The 15,817-nt window shown below is 43.1% G+C and carries 15 protein-coding genes and 1 riboswitch; of the genes, 6 read left to right on the plus strand and 9 right to left on the minus strand.

The window, feature by feature from the left end; translation table 11 throughout:
- Window positions 1–16 precede the first annotated feature (16 nt).
- The 3 genes from infA to aat all read right to left on the minus strand — a co-directional run bounded on the left by infA (window position 17) and on the right by aat (window position 1,725).
- Window positions 17–235: a translation initiation factor IF-1 gene (gene infA / locus AB4161_RS02300; protein WP_001040192.1), complete on the minus strand. Its 219-nt coding sequence runs from the start codon at window positions 233–235 to the stop codon at window positions 17–19.
- Window positions 236–316: 81 nt separating this feature from the next.
- Window positions 317–1,015, minus strand: coding sequence for an arginyltransferase (locus tag AB4161_RS02305; RefSeq protein ID WP_017062107.1), 699 nt, complete (start codon window positions 1,013–1,015; stop codon window positions 317–319).
- Entirely contained in the window at window positions 1,015–1,725 is a 711-nt protein-coding gene (gene aat / locus AB4161_RS02310) for a leucyl/phenylalanyl-tRNA--protein transferase (RefSeq protein ID WP_017063504.1), read from the minus strand. The genes AB4161_RS02305 and aat overlap by 1 nt, the downstream gene beginning before the upstream one ends.
- Window positions 1,726–1,778: 53 nt before the next feature.
- On the opposite strand from aat, the gene AB4161_RS02315 reads away from it, so the two are divergent.
- Complete coding sequence (locus AB4161_RS02315; protein WP_004736438.1) at window positions 1,779–2,234, plus strand: glycine zipper 2TM domain-containing protein; 456 nt, start codon at window positions 1,779–1,781, stop codon at window positions 2,232–2,234.
- Between the two features lie 162 nt (window positions 2,235–2,396).
- On the plus strand, window positions 2,397–3,677 hold the full coding sequence (aroA, locus tag AB4161_RS02320) for a 3-phosphoshikimate 1-carboxyvinyltransferase (RefSeq protein WP_372082697.1): 1,281 nt from the start codon (window positions 2,397–2,399) through the stop codon (window positions 3,675–3,677).
- 61 nt (window positions 3,678–3,738) lie between these two features.
- Here the strand turns inward: aroA and AB4161_RS02325 are convergent, their stop codons facing one another.
- On the minus strand, window positions 3,739–3,984 hold the full coding sequence (locus AB4161_RS02325; protein WP_017062104.1) for a YciN family protein: 246 nt from the start codon (window positions 3,982–3,984) through the stop codon (window positions 3,739–3,741).
- A 439-nt stretch (window positions 3,985–4,423) separates the two neighbouring features.
- On the opposite strand from AB4161_RS02325, the gene topA reads away from it, so the two are divergent.
- The 4 genes from topA (at window position 4,424) to AB4161_RS02345 (ending at window position 11,334) form a co-directional block, all read left to right on the plus strand.
- Window positions 4,424–7,054, plus strand: coding sequence for a type I DNA topoisomerase (topA, locus tag AB4161_RS02330; protein ID WP_017067846.1), 2,631 nt, complete (start codon window positions 4,424–4,426; stop codon window positions 7,052–7,054).
- 523 nt (window positions 7,055–7,577) lie between these two features.
- Complete coding sequence (gene glgC / locus AB4161_RS02335; RefSeq protein ID WP_080582251.1) at window positions 7,578–8,807, plus strand: glucose-1-phosphate adenylyltransferase; 1,230 nt, start codon at window positions 7,578–7,580, stop codon at window positions 8,805–8,807.
- Complete coding sequence (gene glgA / locus AB4161_RS02340) at window positions 8,797–10,251, plus strand: glycogen synthase GlgA (protein WP_372082698.1); 1,455 nt, start codon at window positions 8,797–8,799, stop codon at window positions 10,249–10,251. Before glgC ends, glgA begins: the two co-directional genes overlap by 11 nt.
- Window positions 10,252–10,536: 285 nt before the next feature.
- Entirely contained in the window at window positions 10,537–11,334 is a 798-nt protein-coding gene (locus AB4161_RS02345; RefSeq protein ID WP_017062100.1) for an alpha/beta fold hydrolase, read from the plus strand.
- A 131-nt stretch (window positions 11,335–11,465) separates the two neighbouring features.
- Here the strand turns inward: AB4161_RS02345 and AB4161_RS02350 are convergent, their stop codons facing one another.
- The 5 genes from AB4161_RS02350 to torD all read right to left on the minus strand — a co-directional run bounded on the left by AB4161_RS02350 (window position 11,466) and on the right by torD (window position 15,605).
- Window positions 11,466–11,783 carry a DUF2007 domain-containing protein gene (locus AB4161_RS02350; protein ID WP_017062099.1) on the minus strand — a complete coding sequence of 106 codons (318 nt, stop codon included), beginning with the start codon at window positions 11,781–11,783 and terminating at the stop codon, window positions 11,466–11,468.
- Window positions 11,784–11,847: 64 nt separating this feature from the next.
- A complete protein-coding gene (locus AB4161_RS02355; protein ID WP_017072239.1) occupies window positions 11,848–12,528 on the minus strand; it encodes a TVP38/TMEM64 family protein in 681 nt (226 codons plus the stop codon).
- Between the two features lie 134 nt (window positions 12,529–12,662).
- A complete protein-coding gene (locus AB4161_RS02360; RefSeq protein WP_019820997.1) occupies window positions 12,663–13,253 on the minus strand; it encodes a TfoX/Sxy family DNA transformation protein in 591 nt (196 codons plus the stop codon).
- A 127-nt stretch (window positions 13,254–13,380) separates the two neighbouring features.
- A riboswitch (cyclic di-GMP riboswitch) is annotated at window positions 13,381–13,466 on the minus strand.
- A 170-nt stretch (window positions 13,467–13,636) separates the two neighbouring features.
- The gene (gene purR, locus AB4161_RS02365) at window positions 13,637–14,641 is read right to left on the minus strand and encodes an HTH-type transcriptional repressor PurR (protein ID WP_017063507.1); all 1,005 of its coding nucleotides are present in this window, start codon (window positions 14,639–14,641) and stop codon (window positions 13,637–13,639) included.
- Window positions 14,642–14,957: 316 nt separating this feature from the next.
- Window positions 14,958–15,605, minus strand: a complete 648-nt coding sequence (torD, locus tag AB4161_RS02370; protein ID WP_372082700.1) for a molecular chaperone TorD — start codon at window positions 15,603–15,605, stop codon at window positions 14,958–14,960.
- Between the last annotated feature and the right edge of the window lie 212 nt (window positions 15,606–15,817).

Genomic DNA, 15,817 nt, shown 5'->3' on the forward strand with positions numbered 1-15,817 from the left:
ATTCGCTAATTAAAAATTAACGAGCACGGAAGACGATGCGGCCTTTAGAAAGGTCGTATGGAGTCATCTCAACAGTTACTTTATCACCAGTAAGAATACGGATGTAGTTCTTACGCATTTTACCAGAGATGTGTGCTGTCACTACGTGACCGTTTTCAAGCTCAACACGGAACATTGTGTTTGGTAGAGTATCAAGGACAGTGCCTTGCATCTCGATTACGTCTTCTTTAGCCATCTAATCCTCTTTCGAAATTTGGCGGTTTTCAACGGCTTGATTGTGCCGTTAAAATCAAAATATGTAAAGTTGTCGCGTATTCTACCCTTGCCACCGCTGATTTACTAGCCTTTGATGACGTTGAAATCGTACTTTATAGTTCATCGCAGGGCATTCATCGATTTGATAACCCAAATATAACCATTGTTTTTGTTCTTTCTGGGCATGTTGGATCTGAAATAGAACGCCAAGTGTTCCCATCGAAATGTCTATATCAGGAGCGAAGAAGGTATAAAACGCGCTCGTACAGTGAGCCATGATGTCGGTTACGGCGATACCAACCAACTTGTTCTCATCATAGATGTGCATGAACTTTGTAGTAAGCCACTCATTTTTAGAGAATTGTAGAAACTCTTCTTTCTTGGGTGGGTACATGGTTCCCGAACGGTGACGAGCGGTGATATAGCGACTGTATAAGTCAAACCAGTTGTCATCCATCTCATCTTTCAGTTCCCAACGTAGTGATTTTCCTTTGTTAAGGATCCGTCGTTGGCTTTTGGAAAGCTTAACCTCAGGAATTGAAAGCCGAATCGCTTGGCATGCTGAGCAATTATCGCAATGTGGCTTATAAATGGTTGAACCACTGCGGCGAAATCCATTCGCAAGCAGAACTTCATAGTTATCTGAGGTGTGCATGTGTTCGTCAAGCGTGACCGCCACTCTCTCTTCGAAGTGAGGTAAGTAGCTGCAAGCGTGATTGTCTGTTAATCCAATTCTGATTTGTTGTAAATCTGGATTCATTAAGGCATTTCCTTTAGCCATTGGGTTTTAAAGCATGCATCGTCAACGGAGAACTCTTTGAGTAATTGCAGAGAGCCTAGGAATTCATCCCTATCAACCTCGATAGCGCCCAAGGATTCCAAGTGAGGGTTCATGACTTGGCAATCAATCAGTTGTCCGCCGAATCGGGTAAAGTGTTTACAAAAGTACCACAGCGCAATTTTAGAGGCATTGGTCTTTAGGCTGAACATCGATTCACCGCAAAAGACTTGGCCTCTTTGTAAGCCGTAAAGTCCACCGATCAGTTCATCATCTTGCCAAACCTCAACCGAGTGGCAGAAACCTAATGAAGCGAGTTTGCGGTAGGCTGACTGCATGTCGCTGTTTAGCCAGGTTTCTTCTTCGGGTCTTAGTGAAGAGCAATAACCAATTACTCTGTCCGTCGCTTGGTTGATGCTGACTCGATAATTGTGCTTTCTTTGAAACTTTTTAAGACTTTTTGACGGTTCGAATGTCTTAGGATTAAATACCGCTCGCGGTGCAGGGCTCCACCAAAGTATAGGCTCACCTGGGCCATACCATGGAAATATACCTTGGCTATAAGCGTTTAAAATTCGCATTGGTGATAAATCACCACCGAAGGCGAGTAGACCGTTGGGGTCATCAAGCGCGTCGAAAGGCGAAGGAAACTCTATACTAGTAGTATCAAGTTCGGTTAGGTATATAGTCATAAGTACCGCATTACAGATTAATCACTGACCAAGAGGTCTTTAGGAGTTTTACCATGAAGAAGTTGCTTTGGATTTTACTTGTTTTGCCCATGTTGGCAAATGCAGCTTACAACAGAAACCAAGCTCGACCAGTAAACGAGGTGGTTTATGGTGAGATTGATACGGTCAGATACATCACTCAGCAAGAGATCGTTGAGTCGAAAGCGAATGGTTGGGAAACCTTGTTAGGTGCGGCGATTGGTGGCTTGATTGGTAACCAGTTTGGCGGCGGCACTGGTAAAGAAGTGGCGACAGCTGTAGGTGCAGTAGCAGGTGCGGGTATTGCTCGTAACCGAGGTAACACACAATATAAAGTAGAGTACAAACTGGTCGAGTTATTGGTCAAAACCAAAGACGACAAGTTGGTCAACATTATCCAAGATGTCGATAACTCGATGCTGTTCAACCGAGGCGATGATGTACGAATTCTCTATTTTTCAGATGGTGTTCGAGTCGATCTCGTGTACTAGTATATAAATACGATTGATTGGCTAATTAATCACCGGTTTGGGCCGGATTAGCTCTGGAGTTCGTTGGAAAAGTTCGTTAGTCTGCAAGTACGAAGAATTATTCATCACCCGAAAATAAATACGCACCAGTGACTTCGGGTGGTACAAGGACTATAAGATTTAATGGAAAGCCTTACGTTACAACCAATTCAAAAAGTGAACGGGGAAGTTAACCTACCTGGTTCAAAAAGCGTTTCCAACCGTGCACTTCTTTTGGCTGCACTTTCTACGGGAACCACTCGCCTAACAAATTTGCTAGACAGTGATGATATTCGTCATATGTTGAATGCATTGACTCAGTTAGGTGTTGATTATCAGTTGTCTGCAGACAAAACCGTTTGTGAAGTGACAGGTGTTGGTGGTGCATTCTCAAGTGACAAAGCCCTAGAGCTTTTCTTAGGTAACGCGGGTACGGCGATGCGTCCGTTGGCGGCTGCACTATGTTTAGGTCGCGGTGAATACGTTCTTACTGGTGAGCCTCGCATGAAAGAGCGCCCAATTGGCCACTTAGTAACAGCACTACGAGAAGCCGGTGCCGACGTTGAATATTTAGAGAGCGAAAACTACCCGCCATTGAAGATCACAGGTACCGGTTTGAAGAGCGGTACGGTTTCTATCGACGGTTCGATCTCTAGTCAATTTTTGACGGCATTTTTGATGGCTGCGCCTTTAGCTGAAGGTGAAGTGACCATTAAAATTGACGGTGAATTGGTTTCTAAACCTTACATCGATATTACGCTGCACATCATGAAGCAATTTGGTGTGGACGTGATCAATAATGATTACCAAGAGTTTGTGATTCCTACCGGGCAATCTTACTCGGCACCGGGTGATTTCTTGGTTGAAGGTGATGCATCATCTGCGTCATATTTCCTTGCAGCCGCTGCTATCAAAGGTGGTGAGATTAAGGTCACTGGTATTGGTAAAAACAGTATCCAAGGTGATATCCAATTCGCTGATGCGCTTGAGAAAATGGGTGCGGAAATCGAATGGGGTGACGACTACGTTATTTCTCGTTGTGGCGAGCTGAAAGGCATTGATATGGACTATAACCATATCCCAGATGCTGCGATGACTATCGCGACAACCGCATTGTTTGCGAAAGGCACAACGGCAATCCGTAATGTCTACAACTGGCGTGTGAAAGAGACAGACCGCTTGGCTGCAATGGCAACAGAGCTACGCAAAGTCGGCGCTGAAGTGGAAGAGGGTGAAGATTACATTATTGTTAACCCTGTGGCTGAACTGACTCATGCGGCGATTGATACTTACGATGATCACCGTATGGCGATGTGTTTCTCGCTGGTTGCTTTGAGCGATACGCCTGTGACGATTAATGATCCAGGTTGTACGTCAAAGACATTCCCTGATTATTTCGACAAGCTGAAAATGCTAAGTCTATAAAAATGCTTAGTATGTAAAGGTTTAGGAACAAAAAAGCTTGCCTAAGTGGCAAGCTTTTTAATTATTGCTGAATTGTAAATTCTTTCGAAAGGTGGTGCGCTAAGTATTTAAACATGTTAAATACCGCGGTTGTATTCTCTGTCGGCATTCCATTGCTGTCTAAGAAGTATTCACCTTTGAAGACGAGTACATCGTCTTTTTCTACTACGCTGTTTGCGCGCATGCCTTCAATGTAGTCATCATGTGATTGGATAATTTGGTTTGCGATAAGCAGTAAATCAAATTCTGCTATTACTTTCTTTGTCATGAGTTTATCTCTGATAACTGAATATAACGTTGAGTTTATGGTGTCGAACTAGAAATTCAATGATTTCACAACCGATTAAGAGAGTCTTTTCAAACATCCACAATTTATTTTGTGATTTACGGCAAAAATAATTGAATGGGGCTCGCGTTAGATTCGCGGACAAGCTTAGTATGAGCCCGTTTAGACGTAATGCCTGATGAATAGGCTCTTGCAAGTATTCTTAGTGAGTACTTTATAGCTTCTTTATATTGTGACCCTTTTATCTATGAGTCGTCGAATTGTCGAGCGATCAGATCCAATTTTGAAAAAAGCGGTTGATCTTCTAGTAATCTCGCACAATAGTAAAAAAAGAAGCAATGAATTTAGAATATCATGCGTAAAAGCCCACAAGCTAAATTGTTGGTGCTGAAGCATCGTGATTAAGGACGTTAGAGTCAATATGGGTAAATCGCTCGTTATAGTGGAGTCGCCAGCCAAAGCTAAAACTATCAATAAATATCTTGGCAAAGACTTTGTCGTTAAGTCGAGTGTAGGTCACGTACGTGATTTACCAACGGCAGGTCAAAGTACTGGTCAAAAGGCTGCTGCAGTTTCAACCAAGGGTATGAGCCCAGAAGACAAAGCTCGTATCAAAAAAGAAAAAGATCGCAAAGCTCTGATTAAAAAGATGGGTATCAACCCATATAAAGAGTGGGAAGCGAACTACCAAATCCTACCTGGTAAAGAGAAAGTTGTTGCTGAATTGCAAAAACTGGCTGAGAACGCAGACCATGTTTATCTCGCAACCGATTTGGACCGCGAAGGAGAAGCTATCGCATGGCACCTTCGTGAGATCATCGGTGGCGATGAAACGCGATACAAGCGAGTGGTTTTTAACGAAATCACCAAGAATGCTATTCAACAAGCTTTCGAAACTCCAGGTGAGCTAAACATCGATGGCGTAAACGCGCAACAAGCACGACGTTTTATGGACCGTGTTGTTGGCTTTATGGTGTCACCTCTGCTTTGGAAGAAAGTAGCACGAGGCCTGTCCGCTGGCCGTGTTCAATCAGTAGCGGTAAAACTACTGGTAGAGCGTGAGCGCGAGATCAACGCCTTTATCCCTGAAGAGTTCTGGGATGTGCATGCTGATACTAAAACTGCAGAGAAAACCGACTTTAGACTGCAAGTAGCGCAGAAAGACGGTGTTGCGTTTAAACCTGAAAATGAAGCGCAAACACAAGCTGCTGTTAGCGTTTTAGAAAAAGCGCAATACGAAGTATGTAAACGTGAAGACCGCCCAACAAAGAGTAAGCCGTCTGCACCTTACATCACTTCGACGCTGCAACAAGCGGCGAGTACGCGTCTTGGTTATGGCGTAAAGAAAACCATGATGCTGGCTCAACGCCTGTATGAAGCGGGTTACATCACTTATATGCGTACTGATTCAACCAACTTGAGTTCAGAAGCTGTAGAAGCCGCTCGTGAATACATTGGTTCTGAGTACGGCGCGCAATACCTTCCACCTAAAGCTCTTGCATACGGCAGCAAAGAGGGCGCTCAAGAGGCCCACGAAGCGATTCGTCCTTCAAGTGTAGATGTTAAGTCGGAAGATCTAAACGGCGTAGACGCAGACGCACACAAGCTTTACTCGCTAATTTGGAATCAATTCGTAGCGTGTCAAATGACGCCAGCTCAATACGATTCAACGACAGTAAGCGTTAAAGCAGATGAGTACACGTTGAAAGCGAAAGGTCGTATCCTTAAATTTGATGGTTGGACTCGTGTTCAGCGTCCAATGGGCAAGAACGAAGATACGATCCTTCCAGCAGTACAGATCGGCGATAAGCTTGATCTGATTGCGCTAGACCCTAAACAGCACTTCACTAAGCCACCGGCTCGTTTCACTGAAGCGGCGCTAGTTAAAGAGCTTGAGAAGCGTGGTATTGGTCGTCCTTCAACATACGCATCAATCATCTCAACGATTCAAGATCGCGGTTATGTAAAAGTTGAACAGCGTCGTTTCTATGCTGAGAAGATGGGTGAAATTGTTACTGACCGTCTAGATGGCAGCTTCAATGACCTAATGAACTACGACTTCACTGCTCGTATGGAGCAGAAGTTGGACCAAATCGCAGAAGGCGAAGCAAGCTGGAAAGGCGTGCTAGATAACTTCTTCGAAGACTTTACTGGCGATTTGGAAAAAGCAGACTTAGACGAAGACGCTGGTGGCATGAAGCCAAATCATATCGTGGAAACCGATATTGAGTGTCCGACTTGTAGCCGTAAAATGGGTATTCGTACTGCTTCGACAGGCGTATTCCTTGGTTGTTCTGGCTATGCACTTCCACCAAAAGAGCGTTGTAAGACAACAATCAACCTTGGTGATGAAGAAGGCATTATCAACGTGCTTGAAGAAGACGTTGAAACAGCAGCACTTCGAGCTAAAAAGCGTTGTCCTATTTGTGAAACGGCAATGGATGCCTATCTAATCGATGATAAGCGTAAGATGCACGTATGTGGTAACAACCCGAACTGTGAAGGTTATGTGGTTGAGCACGGCGAATTTAAAGTGAAAGGCTACGATGGTCCACTTGTTGAGTGTGACAAGTGTGGTTCTGACATGGTTCTGAAGAACGGTCGTTTTGGTAAATACATGGACTGTACGAGTGAAGATTGTAAGAACACTCGTAAGATTCTGAAAAATGGCGAAGTTGCGCCACCAAAAGAAGACCCGGTGCATTTCCCTGAACTTCCGTGTGAAAATTCAGACGCGTACTTTGTTCTTCGTGATGGTGCTTCTGGTCTATTTATGGCTGCGAGCAACTTCCCTAAATCACGTGAAACACGTGCACCATTAGTGGAAGAGCTGGTTCGTTTTAAAGACCGTATCTCACCTAAGTTCCAATACCTAGCATCAGCGCCAGTTGCTGACCCTGATGGTAAGCCGACAGTGGTTCGTTTTAGTCGTAAGACCAAAGAAAACTACGTGCGTACTGAAGTAGATGGAAAACCGTCCGGTTGGACTGCGTTGTACATCGACGGTAAGTGGGAAGTTACGGATAAGCGTAAAAAGCCTAAAGAGAAATAACTGAACGTTATTGATGAAAAAGCAGCCTAATGGCTGCTTTTTTTGATCTCAATATGACTAAATGTGCAACTTGTTGACTTGGTGTTTCGTCGGTGGGGATTTATTAAATTCACACCGAGAAATTAATAGCGGCAATTAATCATATCTTCTTATGCAACTTTAACGAAAATGTAACTTAATTAAAATATTGTAACTCACAGATCAGCGTTTAGTTGTATACCTGATGTGTGTCGGGTGTTAATGTAATGTTTCGTCTGGACGGTGTAGTGTGAGCTGCTTTAAGTCTTAGGAAAGCAATCAGCTTACGTACCACAGAATGGCGTATTAAAAATTGAATTCGGCCGAAAAGTCGATAACGTATATAAAACCAAGTGCAAAGAATAGTGCACACATAACAACGTTTGGCTTAGGATATTGTCACTGTATGTGAATGGATATTCGCTAAATACCGAAATAAGTGTTGGTGCTCATCCCCCAGAGGAAGATACCTCTACGAGTACTAACATCGACAAGCTATAGATATATGGAGAATAAAATGGCTGGTGTATTGGGAATGATTCTTGCTGGTGGTGAAGGCTCTCGCTTAAGACCTTTAACTGAATCTCGCAGCAAACCCTCGGTTCCTTTCGGTGGTAGTTACCGCTTAATTGATTTCGCTTTGAACAACTTCGTTAATGCTGATCTAATGAAGATCTACGTATTAACACAATTTAAGTCACAGTCACTGTTCCACCATATGAAAAAAGGCTGGAATATCAGTGGTATAACAGACCGTTTTATCGACCCAATTCCTGCGCAAATGCGTAAAGGAAAGCGTTGGTATGAAGGCACAGCAGATGCTATCTACCAAAACATGGGCTTTATGGAGTTGGAAGAACCTGATCAAGTATGTATTTTTGGTTCAGACCATATTTATAAGATGGACATCAAACAGATGCTTGATTTCCATAAAGAGAAGAAAGCGGCTCTAACAGTATCAGCATTGCGCATGCCGCTTGCTGAAGCATCAGAATTCGGTGTTATTGAGGTTGATGCTGACGGCCGTATGATTGGCTTTGAAGAGAAACCTGCAAATCCGAAGTCGATCCCGGGCGATCCAGAATCAGCGCTCGTTTCAATGGGCAACTACGTGTTCGAAGCGAAAGAGCTTTTTGCTGAACTAACGGAAGATGCTGATAGAGAAGGTTCGACACACGATTTCGGCAAAGATATTATTCCAAACATGTTCCCACGTGGTGACGTGTTTGTTTATGATTTCAGCACCAACCGTATTACTGGTGAGAAAGAAGAAGTTTACTGGCGCGATGTAGGTACGATTGACGCGTACTGGCAAGCGCACATGGACCTTCTTAAGAAAGATGCGCCATTCTCGCTATACAACCGTAAATGGCCTCTACACACTTATTACCCGCCACTACCACCAGCTACGTTTACTGATTCGGCAAATGGTCGAATTCAGATCATTGATAGCCTTGTGTGTAGCGGTAGTTATGTACGTGGTTCGCGTATTGAAAAGAGTGTACTGGGCTTCCGCAGCAATATCGCATCAGCGTGTGATATTAGCGAAAGCATCTTACTCGGTGATGTAAAAGTGGGTGAGGGTTGTATCTTGCGCCGCGTTATCATTGATAAAGACGCAGATATCGCACCGGGTACACAGATTGGTGTAAATCTGACAGAAGACAAAAAGCATTACCACGTATCTGACGATGGTGTCGTAGTGATTTCTAAAGGAGCACGAGTTGGTTACTAAGACTCTCTCGGTACTTTTTGTAGCGTCTGAAGTTGAAGGCTTGATTAAAAGTGGTGGCTTGGCTGATGTAGCCAAGGCACTGCCGAAAGCGTTGCAAACACTCGAACAGGACGTTCGAGTGACTATCCCCGCATATAGAAACATTCCAAACATTGATTCAGCAGAAGTTATTTTATCGACTGAACTCGATCATTGGCCTCATACGGCTTATCAAGTTAAAAAACTGAGCGTAGAAGGCGTTCCAGTTTTTGGTATTGAATGTGCCAAGTATTTCGACCGCCCGGAAATGTACGCAGAAAACAATCAAGCTTATGCTGATAACGGAGAGCGCTTCTCGTTCTTTAGTGCAGCCTGTCTTGATATGCTTCCTAAGCTTGGTTTTCAACCGGATATCATTCATGCAAATGACTGGCATACTGGTTTCGTACCTTTCTTGCTTAAATCGCGTTATCAACAACACGATTTCTTTGAAAATACGCGCAGTGTTATCTCGATTCACAATGCGGTTTTCAAAGGTGTGTTCGCATACGATGAACTTCAATTCCTGCCAGAGATGCACAGTTACCATGCGCCTGAAGCTTCAGTGAGTGACACTCATGTCACTATGCTAAGAGCTGGAGTGATGTGTGCGGATAAAGTGAACGCAGTAAGTCCTACCTATGCAGAAGAGTTGAAAACGGAATTAGGTAGCCACGGTATGGCTGCAGAATTCCAACACAGATCGGCTGATCTGTTCGGCATTTTGAATGGGTGTGATTACGGGGCTTGGAATCCGGAAACTGATGCTTTCCTACCTCGTAAATACAAAGCGACCAAGCACAGCATGGCTCGCGGAAAATCAGCTTGTAAGCAAAAACTGCAACAAGATGTAGGTTTACCCGTTGCCGACTGCGCGGTTTATGGCATGGTTTGTCGGTTGACGAATCAAAAAGGTGTTCATTACTTACTGCCTATCATCGAACAGTTTTTGAAAAATGATCTTCAGATCGTGATTGTCGGTACTGGCGATCCGGTTTTGGCGAGTCAATTGAAAGAGCTATCAGCACTTTACTCAGATAAGTTCTCGTTCGTGGAAGCGTACAATAATGAACTTGCGCACTTGGTTGAAGCTGGCTCTGATTTCTTCTTGATGCCTTCGGAATTTGAACCGTGTGGCTTAAACCAAATCTACAGCATGGCTTACGGTACTTTACCGATTGTTCGTTCTGTGGGAGGTTTAAAAGACAGCGTGAATAACTACGATGAGGATCCTGATGTCGCGACTGGGTTTGCTTTTGAAGAGCCAACACCGCAAGCGTTATTGGCTGTGTTACATCGTTCATTACTGCTTTACGCACAAAACCCATCTGAAATTAAGCGTGTTCAGCTTTATGCGATGCAGCAAGATTTTAGTTGGGAAGATGCGGCTAAAGAATACCTGGCTATGTACCATTCAGCATTTTAACTTGTTGACTTAGCTTTAAAATTAGCTGACGAGCAACAACCGCTCGTAATAAATGAAGGCGCTCTAATTGTAGAGTGCCTTTTTGTTTCCTGGTCAGAGCACATCACGTTTACGAAGACAAAGCTTGCAAACTCATTTTAGTCAGGTAGAAAAGGTGAGGTAGGTATTCACATGACTAATGATAGGTTTGACACTATTATCACTTAAAGTTCTTAATAGCGTGATATCCTTAGTCATCGCCTCGTGATGAGGCATAGCTCCATTCCAATAATTAAAGCGATAGGTATGTCTGAGAGTTTACTATTTCATAAAACATTTACTCACCCTACGAGCGATGAGTGGGTTGTATTTGTGCATGGCGCAGGAGGCAGTTCCTCCATCTGGTTCAAGCAGATCAAAGCGTATAAACAGCATTTCAACTTACTTCTCATTGATCTGAGAGGGCACGGTAAATCAGACAATATACTTAAAGGGCTGATTTCGAATCGTTATACGTTCAAATCGGTGACGCTTGATATTCTTAAAGTGTTAGACCATCTTAAGATCCGTTCTGCACATTTCGTCGGCATGTCTTTGGGCACGATTATAGTGCGTAACGTTGCGGAACTAGCGGCTGGCCGTGTACGTTCAATGGTACTGGGTGGCGCTGTCACCAAGCTAAACACTCGCTCTCAAGTGTTAATCAAGTTGGGTAACCTCAGCAAGCACATCATTCCTTACATGTGGTTATACAGTCTTTTTGCTTATGTTGTGATGCCACAAAAGAGTCAGAAAGAATCGCGTCACCTGTTTATCCGCGAAGCTAAAAAGCTGTGCCAGAAAGAGTTTAAGCGCTGGTTTATCTTAACGGCTGATGTAAACCCCTTGATGAAATATTTTAAAGATAGAGAGCTACCAATACCGACTCTTTATTTGATGGGCGAACGCGACTACATGTTTATTAAGCCGGTAAAAGAAATGGTCGCAGCGCATGAGTCGAGCGAGCTAGTAGAAATCCCGAATTGTGGACACGTATGTAACGTGGAAAACCCTGAAGAGTTTAATCAGCGTTCGATTGCGTTTATTCAAAAACAAATTCAATGATTTTCTAGGTGTGAAATCAAAGATGATGATTTAATCGAATTGAAATAAAAATGGGAAGCTAACTTTAGCTTCCCGTTTTTAATTGGAGGAGGTATCTGACCGAATCGTTCTATCAGGTCACTGAAACCCTGCTATTCAGGTGAGGCAGCACCGCACTGCCAGCAAGAGCCGAATTGCGCTTCGTTGACTTCATGACACTCACCACAACGCCACTCTTCATAGATGATCGAATCTTGCTGCTTTTGGTAGTCATTGACGAGCATGCGAGCTTTACTGGCCAATTCTGGCTCATATAACCATACGTAAGGGTCAGTTTCTTCAGTGAATGGGATTTCCCCCTTTAATCCGAACAACCCCTCACCACGGACTTCACAGGCAATATTCTCGCTTTCTAACAATCCACAGATGATATGAGCTTCTGTCGGATTCGATGCACTGAAGATTTTCATTGAAATAGAACCTTATTCGGCTATCTGTGTTGTTTAGATATTATAAACTATTCTGCTATATACATTATTCAGCTACGGGTGCTGAGCGAAACTTACCCATCAACCATTTAGCCACTATTGGGAATATCCCCAATAATGCAAATGACAATAGTACTGAAGGGGAGACGATGCCCGAAAGTGAATCAATTTCTGCGAGCTGAGTACCAGCATTCAAGAAAACCGCCGTCCCCGGTAACATCCCGATTTGACTCGTAATGTAGTAACGACTCACTGACATCGGTGTTAGACCCATCAATAGGTTGATAAGGAAAAATGGGAATACAGGAATCAGACGCAGAGAAAACAGGTAAAATGCGCCGTCTTTTTCAACCCCCTTGTTAATCGTCGCCAATTTGTCACCAAACTTGGTTTGAATCCAGTCACGCAACAGGTAACGGCTACTTAAGAAAGCTAAGGTCGCACCGATCGCACTTGCGAAAGATACCAGTAGCAAGCTGTTCCAGAAGCCAAATAGCGCGGCCCCTAATAAGGTTACAACAGCGGCACCAGGAATGGAGAAAGCCGTAATCATGACATACGCGACAAAATAGATAGCGGCAGCCGCAATAAAGTTGCTGTCAATGTAGTCATTTAACACAGCTTGTTGGGCCTTAGCATTTTCAAGCGTTAAGTACTGGCCGAAATTGATGCCTAACAAGACGATGGTTACGACCAACACAATACCCAATATCATTTTCTTACTCATTGATACTTCCTCTAAATTTTCAATGCATACCGATAGTATAGATAGACAGGCAAAGCATAGATTAACTTTCACCAGATATAAAAAAAGCCGCAGTAAATGCGGCTTAGTTATGTATATAGATTGCACTGACAATGTTAATTGACGCGATTGATAAGCTCTTCGCGACGCTGCTGCGGTATAACAGACCAATGTGTACCATTAATCGCGCCTTCTAGCGCCCAAAGTAGTTCAATACTGACAGAAGACGCATGCGATTCTTTGATGGCGTTAAATGCGTTTACAGAGCCAGATTCATATAAACGTTCTACAGAATCGATCCCTGCCTTTTTCAACATACGCTCGGTAGCGAGTCGAAGATTAGGCAGATCTTTGAGTCGGGTCGGCTTAGCAGAAGACTGCTCAGCTTTTTCTTCTTTAGCAAAACCTAGAGACGTGGTTGCAAGCTGCAAGATTTTCTCTTGGTCTTGCCAGAGGCCTTCAGGTAAAGCGAAATATTTAGTAACGACAGGGAAACCACGTTTTTTGTAGACGTACGGTTGAAACCCTTGTTGTTCGAATTGTTTCGTTGTGCCTTTGTCTGCGCGTATGTGCAACTGGTCATTTACAACCAGAGCAAACATAGTGTCATCAGCAAAAAGACCGAAGCCACCAAACATTGAGCGTGATTTTATTTTTCCTAGGGACTCAAATAACTTCATCGAGTCCTTTAGTATCGGTTTATCCATGTTATTTATCTCGGTGTATTTGAACTACGCCACCAAATAAGCAGGTCCGAGAGATTAGCAAAATGTTGCAATTAAATTGTCAATAAGCCGTAAATTACTAAATTATTAGTAGTTACTGCATTTTGCCATCGGTAACCCCGCTACCATACCAACGAGTGGTTTAGGCCGGAAGCTTTGCGTCTCACTCTTTCGAGTGGTTTGCCCTGTGCGTGACTGATTGAATAGAATAAAGTTTTTGTTGAATGAAGCTCACACTTGATATTTCAAAATGTGATACTGCTTCAATTAATGATCTTTCCGTTGTGCATCTGGGTTCATTATAGTTGCTGATAAAAAAAGCGCACCTAAAGGTGCGCTTGATGAAATTAAACTCGAATTATCAATTAATTTAACGTCTTAACTGTACTTCGTTCAACAATTTCAGGGTGCATTTCGAAGACGCGTTTTTCGTGGTCTTTGTCTTTGATGCGCTCCAATAGAATTTCGAATGCATTCTTACCAACACGACGTTTTGGTTGGTGAACTGTCGTTAACGGCGGAGAGAAGTATTCAGCGAGTTCGATGTTGTCGTAACCGATCACTGAGATATCTTCAGGAATGCGGATGCCTTTTTCTTGCAGTCGGCTCATTAAGCCGAGTGCCATTGTGTCGTTAAAGCAGAATACCGCCGTTGGACGATCTTCCATCTCAACGATTTGTTCTGCAGCAAGAACAGCCGTATCACACTCGAAGTTGCCTTCGATGATCATATTGTCATCGGCAGAAATTTTAGCTTCGTTAAGTGCGCGCTTGTAACCGGCAATACGTTCAACACATGCTGCTTTGTCTAAGTGGCCACTTAAACATGCAATCTTAGAGTGACCGCGTTCAATAAGGTATTTGGTCGCTAGGTAGCCACCTTCTTCAGAGTTATCGATGATCTTATCAGCTTGAGAACTCTCTGGGCCCCAGTCCATAATAACTTTAGGGATGTCAGCGTGACGGTCTAACATCTCTCTTAGTTCTTCAGTTAGGTCAGAACACATAACTAAGATGCCATCTACACGTTTCTCTGCAAGCATTCGAATGTAGTCACGTTGCTTCTCATAGATACCGCCCGTATTACACAGGATCAAAGTGTAACCTTGACGGTAGCAGTAGCTCTCAACACCATCGATAACTTCAGAGAAGAATAGATTAGTTGATTGAGTCACTAGCATGCCGATGGTGCGTGTTGTATTACACTTCAAGCTACGAGCAACAGCACTTGGTGCATAGTTCAGTTCATCTACGGCTTTGTTTACTTTTTCTTGCGTTGCTTCTGCAACAAAGCGAGTTTTATTGATTACGTGAGAAACGGTTGTTGTTGATACGCCGGCTAAGCGAGCGACATCTTTTATAGTGGCCATGGTTTTATCCTATTAGAAGCTACTTTCCCAAAGTACGGAATAAAGTAGCCGTTAAGCTACCTAACTAAGAGCTTAAATTTGTAGGGCTCTTTGGGTACTAAAAGTGCTAAAAAACAAAAAACCGCTATTGAGCGGCTTGTCTTAACACCGAAATGCTCAAAACTATAATAAGCATAGCATTTCGTGAATGTTTCATATTTTATCGTTTGCGGTCACAATTTTAGACTGACTAGAAATTACTCGCAATAAAATTCACCCGGAAATCCGGGTGAATTGTCACATTCTTCTGAATTTATTTAACGAGTCATCCAATAAGCTATTCACCAGCTAAATATTGAGTGTCTAATTGACAGAATGCGAGTAGCAACGATGAGACGGAGGCGTAGAAACCGAATTCATCAACGTCATGACATTTCACGTTGAACTTTGGTAACCAAGTCAGCAGTTGTTGTTCGATAAACTGCTGTTGAGCGGCAAATGAATTCTCTAGTTCTTCTTCAATATTCGTTTCGTTTGAACGAATGATCAAGTTACCAAGGAAATCGAGTTCGATAGCAATGTGGTCTGCTGGCTCTTTTAGATCTTGGTTCACAACTAAGTTGTGCTTAGCCATGATCTCTACCATATCTTTTGCTGGCTTATCATTCAAAAGGCCAGTTTCGCCGATATACATTGAAGCGTAAGGAAGAGCGCCGTGCTTATCTGTCTTTAAGAAAAGATCGCAAAAGTCTGCAGACAGTTCTAGCTGAGCATCTTCACGAGTTTGTAGGCGGTTCAGCGCATCCACTAACTTATCAATCGCTGGCTTTAGTGTCTCATTTTCGCCTAAACCAGTTAGGAAAGAACGAATTTCAACAGAGTGGTAGTGATCGAGTTCTTCTTGAGTGAGCTCTTTGGCAAATAAGCTTGATAGCCACCAGTATATTTCTGCTCTTTGCTCGTTGAACGCTTTCGTATCTTTCATTTGTTAGATCCTGACTTAGTCTTGTGATGTTGCTTATATGCATCTTGAAGTCACTTGGGCATAAGCACACCAAGGCTGAATAACAAGGTTATTTGCGAAACGCAAAGTTACTCGTTAGTAGTAATGCCTATATTGAATTGCGATGGACGATAAATAGCAAGGTTTAAGATTGTCTTGTATCAAAAAAAATCCATGTTTCTGGCTTTTATCTT

The organism is Vibrio sp. 10N.286.51.E5 (assembly GCF_041469125.1).
Lineage (GTDB): Bacteria > Pseudomonadota > Gammaproteobacteria > Enterobacterales > Vibrionaceae > Vibrio > Vibrio crassostreae_C.

Coding starts and splice junctions, on each gene's coding strand:
- infA (WP_001040192.1), bottom strand. CDS start 235: ATGGCTAAAGAAGACGTAATCGAGATGCAAGGCACTGTCCTTGATACT.
- AB4161_RS02305 (WP_017062107.1), bottom strand. CDS start 1,015: ATGAATCCAGATTTACAACAAATCAGAATTGGATTAACAGACAATCAC.
- aat (WP_017063504.1), bottom strand. CDS start 1,725: ATGACTATATACCTAACCGAACTTGATACTACTAGTATAGAGTTTCCT.
- AB4161_RS02315 (WP_004736438.1), top strand. CDS start 1,779: ATGAAGAAGTTGCTTTGGATTTTACTTGTTTTGCCCATGTTGGCAAAT.
- aroA (WP_372082697.1), top strand. CDS start 2,397: ATGGAAAGCCTTACGTTACAACCAATTCAAAAAGTGAACGGGGAAGTT.
- AB4161_RS02325 (WP_017062104.1), bottom strand. CDS start 3,984: ATGACAAAGAAAGTAATAGCAGAATTTGATTTACTGCTTATCGCAAAC.
- topA (WP_017067846.1), top strand. CDS start 4,424: ATGGGTAAATCGCTCGTTATAGTGGAGTCGCCAGCCAAAGCTAAAACT.
- glgC (WP_080582251.1), top strand. CDS start 7,578: ATGGAGAATAAAATGGCTGGTGTATTGGGAATGATTCTTGCTGGTGGT.
- AB4161_RS02345 (WP_017062100.1), top strand. CDS start 10,537: ATGTCTGAGAGTTTACTATTTCATAAAACATTTACTCACCCTACGAGC.
- AB4161_RS02350 (WP_017062099.1), bottom strand. CDS start 11,783: ATGAAAATCTTCAGTGCATCGAATCCGACAGAAGCTCATATCATCTGT.
- AB4161_RS02355 (WP_017072239.1), bottom strand. CDS start 12,528: ATGAGTAAGAAAATGATATTGGGTATTGTGTTGGTCGTAACCATCGTC.
- AB4161_RS02360 (WP_019820997.1), bottom strand. CDS start 13,253: ATGGATAAACCGATACTAAAGGACTCGATGAAGTTATTTGAGTCCCTA.
- purR (WP_017063507.1), bottom strand. CDS start 14,641: ATGGCCACTATAAAAGATGTCGCTCGCTTAGCCGGCGTATCAACAACA.
- torD (WP_372082700.1), bottom strand. CDS start 15,605: ATGAAAGATACGAAAGCGTTCAACGAGCAAAGAGCAGAAATATACTGG.